13 protein-coding genes and 1 pseudogene are annotated in these 16,634 nt (G+C 60.4%); 7 read left to right on the forward strand and 7 right to left on the reverse strand.

Annotated elements, in window-relative coordinates; translation table 11 throughout:
- Window positions 1-664: rhodanese-like domain-containing protein (locus P0N66_RS11585; RefSeq protein WP_275805571.1), on the forward strand; the 664-nt coding region annotated here is incomplete at its 5' end.
- A 152-nt stretch (window positions 665-816) separates the two neighbouring features.
- Here the strand turns inward: P0N66_RS11585 and nfo are convergent.
- A pseudogene (gene nfo, locus P0N66_RS11590) lies at window positions 817-1,661 on the reverse strand (deoxyribonuclease IV).
- 135 nt (window positions 1,662-1,796) lie between these two features.
- Between nfo and P0N66_RS11595 the strand changes: the two are divergent.
- Window positions 1,797-2,792, forward strand: coding sequence for a radical SAM protein (locus tag P0N66_RS11595; RefSeq protein ID WP_275805573.1), 996 nt, complete (start codon window positions 1,797-1,799; stop codon window positions 2,790-2,792).
- A gap of 4 nt (window positions 2,793-2,796) precedes the next feature.
- Here P0N66_RS11595 and P0N66_RS12980 read toward each other — a convergent pair whose 3' ends face one another.
- The gene (locus P0N66_RS12980) at window positions 2,797-2,925 is read right to left on the reverse strand and encodes a NifB/NifX family molybdenum-iron cluster-binding protein (protein WP_489667346.1); all 129 of its coding nucleotides are present in this window, start codon (window positions 2,923-2,925) and stop codon (window positions 2,797-2,799) included.
- Between the two features lie 351 nt (window positions 2,926-3,276).
- Between P0N66_RS12980 and P0N66_RS11600 the strand changes: the two genes are divergently transcribed.
- The gene (locus P0N66_RS11600) at window positions 3,277-3,819 is read left to right on the forward strand and encodes a hypothetical protein (RefSeq protein WP_275805575.1); all 543 of its coding nucleotides are present in this window, start codon (window positions 3,277-3,279) and stop codon (window positions 3,817-3,819) included.
- An 11-nt stretch (window positions 3,820-3,830) separates the two neighbouring features.
- On the forward strand, window positions 3,831-4,178 hold the full coding sequence (locus P0N66_RS11605) for an IscA/HesB family protein (RefSeq protein ID WP_275805577.1): 348 nt from the start codon (window positions 3,831-3,833) through the stop codon (window positions 4,176-4,178).
- Between the two features lie 241 nt (window positions 4,179-4,419).
- On the opposite strand, the gene P0N66_RS12925 is transcribed toward P0N66_RS11605, so the two are convergent.
- Window positions 4,420-4,539, reverse strand: coding sequence for a toxin-antitoxin system HicB family antitoxin (locus tag P0N66_RS12925; protein ID WP_431190045.1), 120 nt, complete (start codon window positions 4,537-4,539; stop codon window positions 4,420-4,422).
- A gap of 93 nt (window positions 4,540-4,632) precedes the next feature.
- On the opposite strand from P0N66_RS12925, the gene P0N66_RS11615 reads away from it, so the two are divergent.
- From P0N66_RS11615 to P0N66_RS11625, 3 genes are all read left to right on the forward strand, one after another.
- A complete protein-coding gene (locus tag P0N66_RS11615; RefSeq protein ID WP_275805581.1) occupies window positions 4,633-5,550 on the forward strand; it encodes a transposase in 918 nt (305 codons plus the stop codon).
- Window positions 5,551-5,773: 223 nt separating this feature from the next.
- Window positions 5,774-6,715 (forward strand): diguanylate cyclase, encoded by a 942-nt coding sequence (locus P0N66_RS11620; RefSeq protein WP_275805583.1) that lies wholly within the window; start codon window positions 5,774-5,776, stop codon window positions 6,713-6,715.
- Window positions 6,716-6,729: 14 nt separating this feature from the next.
- Window positions 6,730-10,815: a cache domain-containing protein gene (locus tag P0N66_RS11625; protein WP_275805585.1), complete on the forward strand. Its 4,086-nt coding sequence runs from the start codon at window positions 6,730-6,732 to the stop codon at window positions 10,813-10,815.
- A 166-nt stretch (window positions 10,816-10,981) separates the two neighbouring features.
- Here the strand turns inward: P0N66_RS11625 and P0N66_RS11630 are convergent, their stop codons facing one another.
- From P0N66_RS11630 to P0N66_RS11645, 4 genes are all read right to left on the reverse strand, one after another.
- On the reverse strand, window positions 10,982-11,239 hold the full coding sequence (locus P0N66_RS11630; protein WP_275805588.1) for a chaperone NapD: 258 nt from the start codon (window positions 11,237-11,239) through the stop codon (window positions 10,982-10,984).
- 32 nt (window positions 11,240-11,271) lie between these two features.
- Window positions 11,272-12,120: a 4Fe-4S binding protein gene (locus tag P0N66_RS11635; RefSeq protein WP_275805590.1), complete on the reverse strand. Its 849-nt coding sequence runs from the start codon at window positions 12,118-12,120 to the stop codon at window positions 11,272-11,274.
- An 80-nt stretch (window positions 12,121-12,200) separates the two neighbouring features.
- The gene (locus P0N66_RS11640; protein WP_275805592.1) at window positions 12,201-12,977 is read right to left on the reverse strand and encodes a 4Fe-4S dicluster domain-containing protein; all 777 of its coding nucleotides are present in this window, start codon (window positions 12,975-12,977) and stop codon (window positions 12,201-12,203) included.
- Between the two features lie 315 nt (window positions 12,978-13,292).
- Window positions 13,293-16,628: a molybdopterin oxidoreductase family protein gene (locus P0N66_RS11645; protein WP_275805594.1), complete on the reverse strand. Its 3,336-nt coding sequence runs from the start codon at window positions 16,626-16,628 to the stop codon at window positions 13,293-13,295.
- Window positions 16,629-16,634 lie beyond the last annotated feature (6 nt).

Raw genomic sequence — 16,634 nt, forward strand, 5'->3', positions numbered from 1 at the left:
AGATTTCCCGGTTCTAACAACCGTAAAGCTGAAGGAAATGCTCGACGAGGGCAAGGGCGGCTTTTTCTTAATTGACACTCGTACTATTCCCGAATTCGAGGAGGCTCACATCAAAGGGGCGATTAACATTCCTGAAAAGAGCTTCAAAGCAAATGCCGAAAAAATCCTGTCCGACAAAGATGCTTTACTCATCATGTACTGCAGCGGGGTAAAGTGCGGAAAAAGCAGAAGAACAGCTAAGGTAGCGACCCAAATGGGTTACAGCAACATCATGATTTACGACGATGGCTTTCCGGTCTGGGAAGAAAAAGGTTATGACTTCGTTCCCGGCCCCAGCTACGAGGCAAAGATTGCAACATCCATGATCAGCCCCGGCGAACTCAAGAAGATGATTGATTCCGGCGCTCAAAACCTGTTGATCATCGATGCCAGAGATGAATCGGAATACAAAGATGGACACATCCCCACCGCCATCAACATTCCGGCCTCCACCATAGCTTCCAAGCAGGATATTCTTCCTAAGGACAAGACTCTGGTCATCTACTGCAATGCCGGCAGCAGAAGCTACATGGCCTACCGACGCCTCATGCGGATGGAGTACAAAAATCTCCGCCAGACCCTCTTTGCCGATTGGCAGGCCGTCGGCCTGCCGGTAGCCAAGTAGCCCCGCCAAACAACACCACCGCCCACTCCATCGCCAAGGCCCTCCTCGCTGAGTTGGCGGTGGAGTGGGCAGTCGCACTACCACTAGCATCTGCAAACCATCTGGCAGCCTGAGAAGCTCGCCGCCAAGGCACTGATCACCACCCTGGATGGTTATTTATCAATCAACGTATAGAGCAGCTTGATCTCCTCGGGCCAGAGAGTTTCGTCGATGGTCTCCAGGATCAGGGGGATCTCGTCGAAGCGGAGGTTGTTCATCAGGTAACGGAAGACGTTGAGGCCCAGGTTGCCCCGGCCCAGGTTGGCGTGGCGGTCCACCTTGGAGCCCATGGTGCTCTTGATATCGTTGAGGTGCATCCCCCGCAGGTACTTGAAGCCGACAACCTGCTCGAACTCGGCAAAGACCGCCGCGCAGCTCTCCTCAGTCCGCAGGTCGTAACCGGCGGCCAAGGAGTGGCAGGTATCGAGGCAGACTCCCACCCGGCTCTGGTCGCTCACCCCGGCAATGATCGCCGCCAGATGTTCGAAGCGGTAGCCGACATTGCTGCCCTGGCCGGCGGTGTTCTCGATCACCGCCGTCACCCCGACGGTTTGCGCCAGGGCTTGATTGATCGACTCGGCCACCCGCTGTAGGCACTCCTCCTCGCTGATCTTGCCCAGATGGCTGCCGGGGTGGAAGTTGAGCAGCTTGAGGCCCAGTTGCTCACAACGCCGCATCTCATCAAGAAAGGCCCTCCGGGATTTAGCCAACCCCTCGGGTTCGGGATGACCCGGGTTGATCAGATAGCTATCGTGGGCCAAGACCAGCTCCGGGGCAATCCCGACCGCCGCCAGGTTCTCCTTGAAGGCGGCGATGGTGGCCCCATCCAGGGGTTTGGCCTGCCACTGGGCTGGTTTTTGGTAAAGAGGGCAAAGGCGGTGGCCCCGATCGCCCGAGCATTGAGGGGGGCATTCTGCACCCCGCCGGCGGCGGAGACATGGGCGCCGATATATTTCATTCTTTTCTCCAGGCGGTTAAGCTCAATTCAGGTTTTACTGCGGCAGTGCGATCCGGATAGTAGCCGCATGATTTCCAAGGCGCAACAACCAACAACCCCGCTGCCTTTCACAACAGCAAAAGGAGTTCGACCCGCATGAATGTTGCCGATATTATCAAACAATCCCTGGACGGCATCCCCTGTCGCCCTGAACAGACCCTTTTTCTGCTCTCCCTGCCCGCCGATGCCCCGGAAACCTACCAGGTAATGGCCGAGGCCCGCCGCCTAAGTCGGGAGCTTACCGGCGACCGGGCCGAGGTCCACGGTCAGTTCGCCCTCAATCTGGCGCCCTGCCGGGCCAACTGCCTCTTCTGCTCCTTTGCGGCCTGCAACAAAATTTTTACCAAAGCCAGCAAAATCTCACCAGAAGAGGCGGTTTTATCGTCCCGTCACCTGGAGGAGTTGGGCTCCAGCGCCATCTACATGATGGCCACCGACAATTTCCCCTTTGCCGAGACCATCGCAATGGCCCGCGAGATAAAAGCCGCCCTCAAGCCGGAGACCATGCTGATCGCCAATGTGGGCGATCGCACCCCGGCCGAGGCCAGAGCAATGAAGGAGGTCGGCTTCTCCGGGGTTTACCACGCCTTGCGCCTGGGCGAAGGGCGTCAGACCGGGATCGACCCCCAGGTTCGGCTGGCCAGCCTGCGGGCCTTTCAGGAAGCCGGGCTGACGGTGGGCACCTGCGTTGAACCAATCGGCCCGGAACATAGCAACGAGGAGCTGGCCGAGCGGATCCATTTCACCGCCGAGTTGAACCCCGCCTTCAGCGGCGCGGCGCGGCGGATCTCGATTCCCGGCACCGAACTGGCGGAAAAATACGGAATGATCAGTGAGCTGCGGATGGCCCAGGTGGTGGCGATCACCCGCCTGGCCTTGCCCCGGACGGTATTGGGCAACTGCACCCACGAACCCACCCTGCTGGCGGCGGCGGCCGGAGCCAACCTCTTCTGGGCCGAAATCGGGGCCAACCCCCGCGATATCAAGGAGAAGACTGAAGATGGCAGGGGCTTTACCGTACCCAAATGCCGGGAGATGTTTCTCGATGTCGAATTCGGAGTGCTGGAAGGCCCCTCACGCTTCTTCAGGTAGGCATTCAGCAGCACCGCAAGTTTGCGGTGCCATTCAGGGACGTGGTCACCACCCCGACGATCCGACCATCGACCAGATCGACCAGTGTAAAATTGTCACAGTGTCCGAAGTGCTCCGAGAGCCGTGCTGACAAGCCGCCGGGATTATTGGTGAGAATGGCCCCGTCGACCGTTTATTGTGAGCATATGTCAATGTTAGGAAACCAAAGAATAGTTGTCGTGTAAAATCTGGTCATATGCACAAAAGCCCCGTTCATGGTATCGGCAAAGTCGATACCATGGTTCAAGATAATCAATATTAACTATTAGACAAGCGGCGGTAACCAAGGCATAGTTGTTGCCGTTTTGTTTTGTCCGGCCGTTAGCGGGCGGTCACCCTATTACCCGGAGAATCCATCCATAAGCACCCAAAGAAAATTGCCTTCATCCAGTGCATGGCGGTGGCCAAGGCCTTGGGTAAACCGGGCGAAAGCTGAGGGACGACCATGGGGCAACAAATTTACCAAACCAAAGGCTTTGTGCGCCAACTGGAGAGGCTGCGCCGTTCGAGCCGCAAAGGCGTGATGGCAGTGGACCAGGCGGTGGAGATTATCGCCCTGTTGAACGATGAAACCACCCCTCTGCACCAACGCTGGCGCAAGGAGACCAAATTTGGCGAACAGCGTTTAAGCGACTGCCGCAAATACGATTTGGGCGGGGGCTACCGTATGATAACCGTTCTTGGCGACGGCTGCCTGATCCTGGCCTGGATCGGCAGCCATGACCAGTGCCATTACTGGTTGGAAAAACAGCTGAAAGACCCCATTGATCCGGAGGCCGTAAAAAGGGCCGGCCGGGTTTTCGTCGGGAGCCAGGAAGGGAAAGGCCAACCGCTTGCCGAGGAGAGTAAAGAAGATCCCCCTGAAGAAGACCCATATGAAGCGGCCCTGTTGGAGCGAATCGACCAAGAGACTTTACGCTATGTATTTCGCGGCCTTTGCCGGGAGAACAGTGCTGTTGATCCCGGCCCCAATCAACCCCAACCCTGAGGAACAAAAAAATGTTGACCGTAACCCCCGTAGCCATGGACAAACTCAAGGAGTATCTGGCGCAAAACAAGATCGACTCCCCCATCCGGGTAATGACCCAAAGCAGTTGCGCCGGCACCAGCCTGGGGCTGGTACTGGACGAAACCGCCAACAGTGATCAGGTTCACAGCCTGGATGGTCTGGTGTTCCTGACCGACCGCGGCCTGCTGGACGACACCGGTGCCATCACCATCGACTTCAAGAAGGCGGAAGCCTCGGGTTGCGGCTGCGGCGGAGGCGGCGGTTTTGTCATCAGCTCGGAAAAACCCCTGAGCAGCAGCGGCTGCGGCAGTTCCTGCGCCAGTGGTTGCGGCTGCTGAGGCAAGACCAGGCGCCGACCCGGCGGCGGGGGCCCGCCGGATTAGCAAAATCTATTTGACCGTGCCGTGGCTATTGCTTTAGCAGCGCCGCTGGATTTTAAAACAAGAGGCTTAAACCATGTCGGAGGAGCAGGAAGATTGGGCCGAGGCGGCCCGTTGCTACCGGCAGGCCCTGGAATTATGTTTGCGGACGGGAATGGAGCAGATTGCGAAGTGGCCAAGAAGTCGCTTATTTCCTCAATCAATTCGCGTGGGCTGTGATCTGCTCCGCCAGCAAATCAAGCACCCAAGCATTTATACTTTTTCCGTGGGCCGCCGCTTGCACCGCGAGCTGTTCATGGAGCGCGGGCGGAATGCGCAAATTGAATTTGCCTGAAAAATATTTTCCTGGACCAGCGCATCCAGTCCATGGCCGAGTTCAAGCAGATCATCGGCCGGGGCACCCGGATCAACGATGACTACAACAAGCCAGAAGTCGGTTATTCCCGATGTAGTGGAAGCCTTCCGCCAATGCGGCGATCTATATGTGGTGCCGAAGGTGGACCTCGCGCCACTGGCCGAACTGTTTCGGGCCAAGGTCCTGACGCTGCTCAAGAAGGAAGGCCGGATCGACGACGCCCTGATCGCCAACCTGCTTACCTGGCGGCATAACTCCGGTTTTTCGGTGCATAACGGGGGGCGGCTGGCCCGCGACGATGAGGCCGGCCGGGAGGCCCTGGCCCAGTACATCATCCGCAACCCTTTTGCGGTCAGCAAGATCACCTATAACCCGGTCAGCGGCATGGTTATCAACAAATCCAAGCCGACCCCGTCGGGCAGTAAAGGCGGCCGCAGGAACTTCCAGGTCTTCAGCGCCACCGAGTTCACCGCCGCCATCACCCAGCACATCCCGGAGAAGTCGTTCCAACTGGTGCGCTACTACGGCTGGTACTCGAACCGGGGCCGGGGAGGGAGGGCAAACCGCCAAGCCGATGCCGCCGCCCAGTCTCCACCCCCGGCCGAGGTGGAAGTGCTGAACGTATCCGACTACCGACCCCGCAAGATTCCGTCCCCGACCTGGCGGGAGTGCATCAAGAAGGTCTGGGAGATCGATCCGCTCACCTGCCCTAAATGCGGCGGGGAGATGAAGATCATCAGCTTCATCACCGAGGCGGCGATCATCCGCCGGATTCTGGAGCATCTGGGATTATGGACGGTCAAGAAGCCAAAGCCAGCGGCGCCCCACCAGCCCTTGACCGTGAAAGGCGATATGAACCGTTCGACGATGGCTGGTCTCAGTATGAAGAGCATGATGAGCCGTTGGTCACGGTGTAGCAGGGGGGGGAGGGGCTGGGGCCTGTTTTTTGCGAGGGGATTCAGGCGGCTGGGGTAGTGCATGCTCTTTTGCCGGTCGCTGGTGCAAGATGCGGGAATCTTCCGAAATCAGGCTGTTTTGGGGGTGGATTTTTCGTTGACATGCCGGACGGCAACCGTTATTGACAAAAGTGTCGGCTTTTGAGGGGCAAGTTGCACGGGGTATTCGCTGATGCCCCTTTTTTGCCAGGGTCGAGAAAAGCAACTTCCTATCACCTCGGCCGTTGGGGGACAAAAGGGTTATGTGTATTAAGCAACCCAGAATCCTGGTAGTTGATGATGAGGTCACCAATATCGAGCTGCTGGCCGAGGTTTTCAGCGACGATTACGAGGTGCTGTTCGCCACCGGTGGAGCCAAGGCCCTGGAGCTTGCGGCCCAGGCCCGGCCCGAACTGATCCTGCTGGACGTGGTGATGCCGGGGATGGACGGCTTCGAGGTTTGTTCCCGGCTCAAGGCTGAACGGATTACCGCCGATATTCCGGTGATCTTCGTCACCGGCATAGGCGACCAGCAGGCCGAGGTCCGAGGGCTGGAGTTGGGGGCCGCCGATTACGTCACCAAACCTATCAATCCACCGGTGGTCCGGGTGCGGGTCCGCAACCAGATCGAACTCAAGCAGGCCAGAGACCAACTGGTGCGGCTGGCGGTCACCGACGGCCTCACCGGCCTGGCCAACCGCCGTCACTTCGACGAAGCCCTGCAGCGGGAGTACGCCCGCCAGATGCGCGCCGGCGGCGATCTTTCCCTGCTGCTGCTGGATATCGACTGTTTCAAGCTTTACAATGACAATTACGGTCATCTCAAGGGAGATGACTGTTTGCGCGAACTTGCCCGGGTGCTCACCGCAACCTTCAGCCGGGCAACCGACCTGCCGGCCCGTTACGGCGGCGAGGAGTTCGCCTGCATAATGCCCGACACCGACGCCGCCGGCGCCCTGCAGATGGCCCATCGAATTCGGCAGGCGGTGGCGGACTTGCGGATTTCCCACGGCCATTCCCCGGTTGCCCCTTACATCACGGTGAGCATCGGGGCGGCCACCGGCCCTTGCCACCATCAGCAATCTGCCCTCCATCTTATCGCCCGAGCCGATGAACAGCTCTACCGGGCCAAGGAAGCCGGCCGCAACCGAGTCTGTCAGGATGCCGCCGGCGATGACGCTTCCGCTTCCCCGACCGACTGCTAGCAGGACAGGTTCCCATGTTCAACAAATCCCTTTTTCTGCGTGCCTTTGCTGCCATTTTTGTAATCGTGGCGATCTTTTTCCTGGCTATCTGGCTGGCCTCCCGCAGTGTGGTCAACGAGACCATCTATGAGTTGGAGAAGGGGGCGGCCCGGACCCTGCTGGACAACGTCAGCGACCTGGTAGCAACCAAGTATCAGGATATTGAGGTCCACCGGCGGTTCGCCCGGGAAGCACACCAGCGGGAATTACGCCATATTACCGACGTGGCGGTCAATCATCTGCTTAACCGTTACCGGCAACTGGCGGCTGACGGTATGGAAGAGGCACGGGTCCATGAAGTTCTCCTGGAAGAAATCCGGCCTTTCCAGTACGGCAACAATGATTATGTCTGGATATCCGATTACTCTTCGCGGTTGATTTCGCATCCCGACCCCGAATTGCACGGAGCCGATTTCAGTCAGGTCAAGGATATCCACGGCAACTTCATCGTGCCGCCCATGGTGGAAGTTGCCCGGAGCTCGGGTGATGGCTACACTTCTTATTGGTGGCGACGCCTGGGGGAAGAAATTCCCATCGAAAAACTGACCTATTCGCGGAACCTCGAAGATTTGCAATGGATCATCGGCACCGGTGTTTACATCGACGACATCGAGGCTGAAGTACGACGCCGCCACCGGGCCATGATCGATGAATTGCGAGAGCTGATCAGCGGCATCATCATTGCCCGCACCGGTTACATGTACATCTTCGACTCCGAGCAGCTCATCATTCATCCCAACCCGGACATTGAAGGGCGAGGTATCTTCGACATCAACGCCGACGAGTTGATGCACAATTTGATGGATGCCGCCGACCGGGAGGAAGGGGTGCTTTATCTTTGGGACAAACCGGGAATCGACAGCCAACGGGTACACGAAAAAATCTCATGGGTCCGGTATCTTCCTGATCTTGACTGGTATATCGCCTCCTCGGTCTACACCGAGGAACTCCACGAGGGGGGCCGGGCCGTTGGCAACCGGATTCTGTTTTTCACCCTTGCCCTGCTGCTGGTGGCCTCTGGCCTGGCTTTTTTCTTCATGCGTCATCTGACCAGGCCCATCCGGGAACTCAGCCAGGCGGCCGGAGAACTGGCCGCCGGCCGCCTGGACCGCCGGCTGGAAGAAAAACGGCAAGATGAGCTGGGCGAGCTGATCGGCTCTTTCAACGCCATGGCCGCCACCATCAAGACCCGTGAGAAAGAGATCAAGCGGTTGTCGGAATCCAAATACCGGGCCCTGTTCGAGGCCACCACCGATGCGGTGATGCTGCTGGATGAGCGGGGTTTTGTCGACTGCAACCAGGCAACCCTTGCCACCTTTGGCTGCTCCGGTTCCGAAGAATTTCTGGGTCGCCATCCCTCCGAGTTGTCGCCGCCGCATCAGGCGGCTGGTGAAGATTCCCTGATGCTGGCAAAACAACGGATCGCCGAAGCGATCGACCGGGGAAGCAATTTTTTTGAATGGCAACACCGCCGGCTGGATGATGGTCGGGTCTTTCCCGCCGAAGTGTTGCTGACCGCCATCGAGCTTGAGGGTAAGACCCTGCTGCAGGCGGTGGTCCGGGATATCACCAGTCGTAAGCAGGCGGAGGAAAATCTGCGTCGGACCAAGGAAGAAGCCGAAGCGGCGGCCCGAGCCAAGAGTGAGTTTGTGGCCAACATGAGCCACGAGATCCGCACCCCGATGAACGCCATCATCGGCATGGTGCATTTGGCACGGCGCACCGAACTGACCCCCAAACAACATAACTATCTCACCAAGATCAACAGCGCGGCCCAATCGCTGCTCACCATCATCAACGATATTCTCGACTTTTCCAAGATCGAGGCCGGCAAACTGGAGCTTGAAGAAACCGCTTTCAGATTGGATGAGGTGCTCACCGGGGTGGCCGACATCGTCGGACTCAAGGCTGAGGGAAAGGGGTTGGAACTGCTTTTCCGGATCGATCGGCAAGTGCCGCGCTATCTGCTGGGTGATCCGTTGCGGCTGGGCCAGATACTGAACAACCTGGCCAACAACGCAGTGAAGTTCACCGAAACCGGGGAGATCATGATCGCCGTGACGGTCGAGCCGGTGGCAGGCGCGGTGGATCTTGCCGCCGGCGGGCAGGTGCGGCTGCGCTTTGTGGTCAGCGACACCGGCATCGGCATAACCAAAGATTTGCAAAGCAAGTTGTTCCAGTTGTTCAGCCAGGCCGACAACTCCATCACCCGTAAGCATGGCGGAACCGGTCTGGGTCTGTCCATCTGCAAACAACTGGTGGAACTGATGGGCGGCGAGATCGGGGTGGAGAGCGCCCCAGGCCGGGGCAGCGCTTTTTCGTTTGAGATCACCCTGGCGGTGGCTGCGGCACCGCTGAAGGAAGAGTGTTCCCGGCCGGAGGTATCGCCGGGCAAGCGGGTGCTGGTGGTGGATGACAGCGCCGGGGCCCGGCAGATTCTGGTGGAGATGTTGGAGGGCTTCGGTTGCGTCGTGGAGACATCCCATTCCGGCCTTCAGGCCATCGCTCGCCTGGAGGAAGCGGCAACCGCCGGCCGGAACTTTCATCTGGTACTGATGGACTGGCGGATGCCGGGCCTGGACGGCCTGGAAACGGCCCGGCGGATTAAAAGCGCCGACAACCTGCCGGAGCCGCCGGCCATCCTGATGGTCACCGCCTTTGGCCGGGAAGAGGTGATGAGACAGGCCGAGGAGTTAGGGTTGGAAGGTTTCCTGCTCAAGCCGGTCAACGAGTCCATACTTTACGACGCCCTGATGGATATTTTCAGGGGATCATCGGCCGCCGGTAGCGCCGGCCGGGAGGCCTTCCCGACGACCGGCGGCCCGGGCGGCTCACGGTCGGCTTCAGCCGGTGTCAGATCGGAAGGCCGATGCTCCCGGAAACTTGCCGAGCGCTCGGCCGTGCTGGTCGGCAAGCGGCTGTTGCTGGTGGAAGACAACGCCATCAACCGGGAACTGGCGATGGAGTTGCTGCACGACCTGGGCCTGACAGTGGAAGTTGCGGTGGATGGCTGGGAAGGGGTGGAGAAGGTAAAGCGGGAAAAATTTGACCTGGTACTGATGGATATCCAGATGCCGGTGCTGGACGGGCTCAACGCCACCCGCGAAATCCGTAAGGACACCCGTTTTGCCGAATTGCCGATCGTCGCCATGACCGCCCATGCCATGAGAGGCGATAAGGAAAAAAGCCTGGCCGCCGGGATGAACGACCACCTGACCAAGCCCATCGACCCGGAGCATTTGGCGGCCACCCTGGTCCACTGGTTGGCGAGGGGCGCGAGGCCGGAGATAGATGACCGGAGGCAGGGAACAGGGGATGGCGCACAGAGGGTCAAGCCCCATGAGCCAAGGGCGGCGGAATGGAGCCCAACCTCCGGGGCCGGTGAACCGGAAATCGGAAATGCTGACCCGGCGGCCGGAGTTGGCGCCGGAGAATCCTCACCGGAGTTGCCCGCCTCGCTGCCGCCCTTTGATCTTGCCGTAGCCCTGCAGCGATGCGGCGGCAATGGCAACTTGCTGCGCCGGCTGCTGATCCGTTTCGGGGAACAGTACCGGGAAGGCCTGGCTCCCTTGCGGCAACTGCTGGTGGCCGACCAGGTCGAGGAAGCGCACCGCTGGGCGCACAGCCTGAAGGGGAACGCCGCTAGCCTGGAAGCCGGGAAATTAGCGGCGGCGGCGATGGCGGTAGAACGGGCCCTGGCCGATGGAGACCAAATCGGGCTGGAGCGACCGCTGGCCGTCCTGGAGCAGGAACTGGCCCCGGCCGTGGCGGCGATTGAACGGCTGGCGGCAAGCTCTTTACAGCGGCCCGCCGATGGACCGGCGGAGGGGGTCGCCGCTCCATCCTTGACGCCGGAACAGCAGCAGGCCCTGCGGGAGTTGCGGGAACTGGTAGCCGCCAGCAGCTTCAAAGCCCGTAAACATTTTGCCGCCCTCCGGGAGGAGCTGGCGGCGACGGTGGCGACCGAGCCGCTGGCCGAGCTGGCTGCCGCCCTGGAGCAGCTCGATTACGCCGGGGCGCTGAAAACACTTGATCGTCTGGCCACGAACAAGCAAAGATAATCCGTAACTATCCAGCTCATGCCGAGGGTAACTGTTCAGCAGCAGGTGATAAGTGTTCGCAAAGAGAATAAGCGGCGAGGCGTTGATCACCCACTCTCCTCGCCGGTCGCCAAAGCCTGGCGCAAGGCATTGACCTTTGTTTCATGGGAGCCGGGAGGGGGCGGGGTTAGGCCAGCAGTTCGTCCTTCTCCTGGTCGCTGCATTCCAGGCTGTAGTAGGCCAGGTAAACGGTGCGCACCCCGGGGATGTCTTTCAGGCCGTCCAGGGCCGCCTTGACCTCCTTGGCATGGTCACGCTCGATCAGGAAGACGATCTTGACCCCTTGGGCCTCGGTGACCTCGATCCGCTCCGCCGCTAGGGTGGCCTTTACCTGCTCCAGTTCATTTTCTTCGTTTACTTCCACATAGCCGCTGGCTACCAGCATGGTTATACTCCTTGGCGCGCGGTGGGCGCCGGTTATTTGAGACTCATTCCAATCAGTTTGCCCTTGTGGCGGCAGCCCTCGATACAGCGGCCGCAGTAGATGCAGTTGGGGTCGCGCAGCTTGCCCCGGTCCAGGTGACGGACGATCTTTACTCCCATGTAGCATTTGTGCTCGCATAACTCGCAGCCCTCACAGTCGCCCTGGTCGAAGCGGAGCTTGAGCAGACTGACCCGGTTGAACAGCCCGTAGGTTTTGCCCACCGGACAGAGTACCCGGCACCAGAGCCGGGGGTAGAAGTAGTGCAGCATCAGCAGGGTCAGCAGGGTCAGCAGCGACCAGGCGACCATCGCCGGCTCCACCGGCAGGTCGCGCGCCAGAAAGACGCCGCCGGCGATGGCCCGGAAAAAGTTAGTCAGGTGCGACAGGTAGTTGGTGAACAGCGGCAGGCTGAACAGCAGGGCCAGCAGCAGCAGGCCGCCGGCCAGCCAGTAGCCGACCCCGGGCGACAGGGGCAGTTTGACCGGCCTCTGGTCGCCGGGCCGCAGTTTGTCCACCAGGGAAAAGAGCAGGTCCATGGGGCAGACCCAGCCGCAAAAGGCGCGGCCCAGCACCAGGTAGAGCAGGGCCACCGGCAGCACCGCGGTAAGCAGGGTCAGGCCGACCCCTTTGGCCGCCGCCGAGACTTCGAAAAAGGCAAAGACATCCAGCAGCTTGATACTCTCCAGCAGAGTGGAGCCGGAAAGACTGCCCACCAGCAGCCGAAGTTCAAAATACTGCAGCATGAAGAGGGCCAGGATGGCCAGCATCACCGAGCGCCGCAGCAGGGTCCAGGGGATGGCCCGGCCGCTGGCGGGAGTGGTTGGGGGGGAAGCTTTTTGCATGTTGCTAACCGTTTGTTTCCAGGTATGGCCGACGGGTAGCCGGGTCGGTTACTTTTGCCGCCGGCCTTCTCTTTCCATGGTTACCGGTATTCCCGTTCCACCAGCCGGCCACGGGCCATGATCTCCGGCAGATTGCGACCGTAAACCATCTCGTAGCGCTCTTCACCGGATATGTGCAGGGTTTGGTCCACTTCCGCAAGGTAGTCGTCCTTGAGGGCGGCGTAAATTTCCGGGGTCACCACCTTCACCGCCGAGCCGCCAAGGGGGCAGTACTTCACGCACAACCCGCAGCCGACGCACTTTTCATTGATGTAGGGCTGATTGCCCCAGGCCCCGTAGTAGAAATCAAACACCGAGGCGCCCAGCGGGCAGGCCTTGCTGCAGGAGAGGCAGACATCGCCGTTCCAGCCGAAGCAGAGCTTGAGGTCAATCAGGGCAATACCCATCTTAACCGCCGGTTTTTCCACCGGCTGCAAAGCCCCGGTGGGGCATTGGTCCGGGCACTCCATGCACAGGGTGCAGGGAAAATCCCGCATGTCCTTGATGTAGGGGGTGGCGCCCTGGCGACCGTGGCGGGGGCCGGCCATGGCGATGGCGTCGTAGCCCATGGTGTGGCAGACATTGAGACAGGCCCCGCACCCGCTGCACCGGCTCCGGAACTCCCGCCCCGGCCGGGCGCCGGGTGGCCGTACCAGGCCGGTTTCGGCAATCTCCGGCAGGGGGCTCAAGTGCCGCTCGGCCGCCGCCGCTTGCCGCCGCCGGGCATCTTCCCGCAGCAGCAGGCCGCTGCCGCCGGCCACTCCCGCCGCCCCGGCGGCCGCCGCCACCTTCAAAAAAGCTCGCCTGTTAAGTCCCATAATCACACCATCAGCAAAAAAGGCGGGCGGGAAAAGCCCGTCAAACCAACTTTTCCCGCCCGCCAAGGGAGGAGCATATAAAAAACACCCGGCATTGTCAGCGTCGCAAAAAACGGCGCCGCTGACGGGGCACACCTTGTAACTGATTGTTTACATTGCCGAACAACCTGTTTGGCAGGCTTTGGCGAGATTGTCAACCTCGCCGGTAATCGCGTCGCAGTGCCGCAGATTGCGGCAAGCGACCCGGCGCCGCGTACCCCAGGTACGCAAGCCGGGTCGATCGCCGCAAGGTGCGGTGCTGCGGCGCGATTACCACTAAGCAATGATGGGGCCGGGAACTGCTTGCGCCTGTTCCCGAATGGTGCCCTTGCTCAGTTTAACCGAGAACATCTTGTAATCCATCTGGAAGCTCAGCGGGTCAAAGTGCTCGTTCATGATCATGTTGACCAGCTTGTACTCGTCGAACCAGGGGATAAAGACGTAATCGTGGCGCGGGCCGCCGGTGGCCCGGGCGACATCCAGCACCTTGGCCGGCAGTTCGATTTTACCCCGGCGGGACTCGACGATCACCGAGTCACCCTCGCGGATGTTCAGTTTGTCCGCCAGTATGGAGTTGAGCTCCACGTAGGCCTTGGGCACCGCCCGGGAAAGCTCGGTCACCCGGGTGGTCATGCTGCCGGTGTGCCAGTGTTCCACCACCCGGCCGGTGCAGGCGCCGTAAACATAACCGGTGGTATCGTACATCACCAGCCGCGAGCCGTCGTCCTTGATGAACTCTTCCTTGTGGTTCTGGATGTCGGCGGGGCTGAAGACGATGCTCTTGAGCGCCTTGACGTCGCGCTCGGGATCACCCACCACCTTGACGGTGTAACTGGTCTTGACATCGAAGGGGGCGACACTGGTTTCGTTGACCTTCTCCGCGTTGAAGGCCCGTTCCACCACGTCCACGGTGTTGTACTTGGCGAACTTCTTGCCGTCGAACTTGCAGGCCCACCAGGGGTTGGCCCAGATGATGGCCCGGCCGTCGAAGCCCGGCACCTTGTGGCCTTTGGGGTGATCGATAAAGCCGTTGATGAAGGCGTTGGAGTTGTAGAAGCTGGCGTACCAGCCCTCCGGCACGTTCTCCCGCCGGTGGTAGTCGGTGTCGGCCTGCATGGCGGCCAGGTTTTTCTCCAGCCACTGCCCATACACCGGGTTGATGGCCTTCTGGTTGCCCAGGTAGGCGTTGGTGGCCCGCTCGATCATGGTGTCGTAGGGATAGGAGTAGACGATCCGCGACTCGTACTTGTCGTACCGGGCCTTCATGACGGGGTCGGTATGGACGTCGGCGGGGAAGGGAATCCGGTAGCCGTGGTTGCGTTTGAGCAGAATGTCGCGGTTCATGCCGGTGAAGTTGTAACCGGTACCGCCGGACAGGGTCTGCAGCTCTTCCCAGATGTTGCTGGAAAACTCGCGGTTCCACTCCTTGGTCTTGGCGGCGGCCACGGTCTTCTTGAGCCAGTCCGTCCCGTCATATTCCGTCGGCCAGAACTGGGAGACGTGGCCCTTGGGCACCAGCCCCTTTTCCTCCAGCCGGCGTGCCAGGCAGGCAAAGATGGTATGGTCGGCCATGGTGTCGCCGTAGGGCTCGATCACCTGCTTGATGATCTGGTAGCGCCGCTCCAGGTTGCCGAAGATGAACTCCTTCTCGTACCAGCTGGAGGCCCCCAGCACCACGTCGGAGATGGTGGTGGTGGCGGTGGGGAAGGATTCCATGGTGACGGTGATGGGCCAGCTGCTGCCCTTGCTTGCCGCTCCCATGGCCTGGCGGTAGGGCCAGGAGTAGGCCAGCGACTGGCCGGGGTTGACGCAGGCCACGAACTGCACCTTGATCTGGCCCGAGGCCAGGCGGCGGAACATCTCCTGGGTATGCGGCCCGGGCTGATGATGAATCTTGATCTTATCGGTTTCCGCCTGGATCACCGCGTCGGATTCACCGCGTTTTTTCAGGTAGGCCGCCGAACGGTCCTTCCAGATCTTTTCCACCTGGCCCCGGTGGATGGGGTTGGCCACGATCCGACCGTAAGGCAGGGCGTGACACAAGGCGCCCGGCGCCCGGATACCGCCGCAGGCGTTGGGCTGGCCGGTGAAGCTGAAGGAGTGGCGACCGGGCTTGGAGGTCTTGCCGGTGATCAGGTTGAGCATGTGCAGCGAGGCGTTGGTCCAGGTGCCCTGCACCTTTTGGTTAACCCCCATGCACCAGACCGAAGTGGTGTAACCCTTGGCAAACCACTCGGCGGCCAGCCGGATGGCCGCCGCCCCACTGATCTTCTTCCAGGTCCGGGTGTCGCGGTCGTAGAGCAGCGGCGACTCACCTTCAAAGATGATGTCGGCGACCTTGTCCGGGTTGTAATCGGTGAGAAACTCCAGGAACATGGCAAAGCCCTTGTAGAGGTCGGCCATGATCTCGTCTTCCGAATCGTACTTTTTCTTCAGATTGGGATAGACCGCCCGCTTGAGCCCCATGGAGTGGCTCATGTCGTGGGTGGTGCCGCGGATGCCGCCGTACTCGGTCTTGAGCCAGGTCTTTTTGACATCCTCATGGATGCCGAAGTTGGCATGCCGCTCGATGAACTTGCGGTCAAGATAGTTCCAGTCGGCGCTCACCGTGCCCTTTTCCACGTCGTGCTCGGCGTTGTCCATTTCATGGGCGATGACATAGGCCATGGAGTTGAGCAGGGCCAGGTCGCGGCCGGTGGCAAAGGGCAGCCACAAATCGGCGATGGTGCCGGAGCGGGTCTTGCGGGGGTCGGCCAGGATCACCTTGACCTTGTCCGGATTTTTCTGCTTCACCGCCGCGATCCGGTTGAAGGGAATGGGGTGGGCCTCGGCGGTGTTGCTGCCGATGAGGAAAAAGGTGTCGGCGTGTTTGTTGAAATCAGGATCCGGTACGTCCAGGTCGTCGTAGGAGCCGTAGGGCTCGTCCTTGCCGAAGGTGTAGAGGTAGCCCACCACCGCCGAGGCCATGCAGGTCCGGGGCTGGCCTTCAAGAGCGTTGTTGGCCATCATGCCGCCGCCCTTGAAGGTCTTGTTCATAATATGGGTCTCTTCGGTGCCCAACTGGCCGCTGCCGTAATAGGCGACGCTGTGCTTGCCGTTTTCTTTCACGGTCTTTTCCACCGCGCCGGCCACGAACTCGATGGCGTCTTCCCATGGCACCAGGGTGAAGTTTTCTTTAAGGTCCACTTCCGAAGGTTGGAGGCCTTTGGGGTCCTTGGTGGTGATGCCGTCACGGACCCGAGGTGAGTTGACCAGGTCGGGCTTGCCGGTGGCCGGGTTAATCCACTCGTTGCGGATCAGGGCCCCTTTGGGTCGGTCCTTGTACTCGATGGCCTTGTGCAGGTAAAAACCCTTGGTGCAGAGCACCCCGCGGTTGACCGTACTCTGCATGTCGCCCTTGAGGGCGATGATCTTGGTGGCGTTGCCGGCGGCGTCCACCTGGGCGTCGCAGACGATGGTGCAGCCCACGGCGCAGTAGCGGCACTGGCCGACGGGAAAGGTTTTAACCGAGTTGGCGGCCACGGCCAGGCTGGGGTCGATCTGGACCCCGGCGGCGGTAGCGGCGGCGGCAATGGCGCTGGCTCTGAGAAAACTTCTTCTGCTGATCTGCATGTTGAT

It is taken from the genome of Desulfurivibrio dismutans (assembly GCF_029210385.1).
GTDB classification, from domain to species: Bacteria; Desulfobacterota; Desulfobulbia; order Desulfobulbales; family Desulfurivibrionaceae; genus Desulfurivibrio; species Desulfurivibrio dismutans.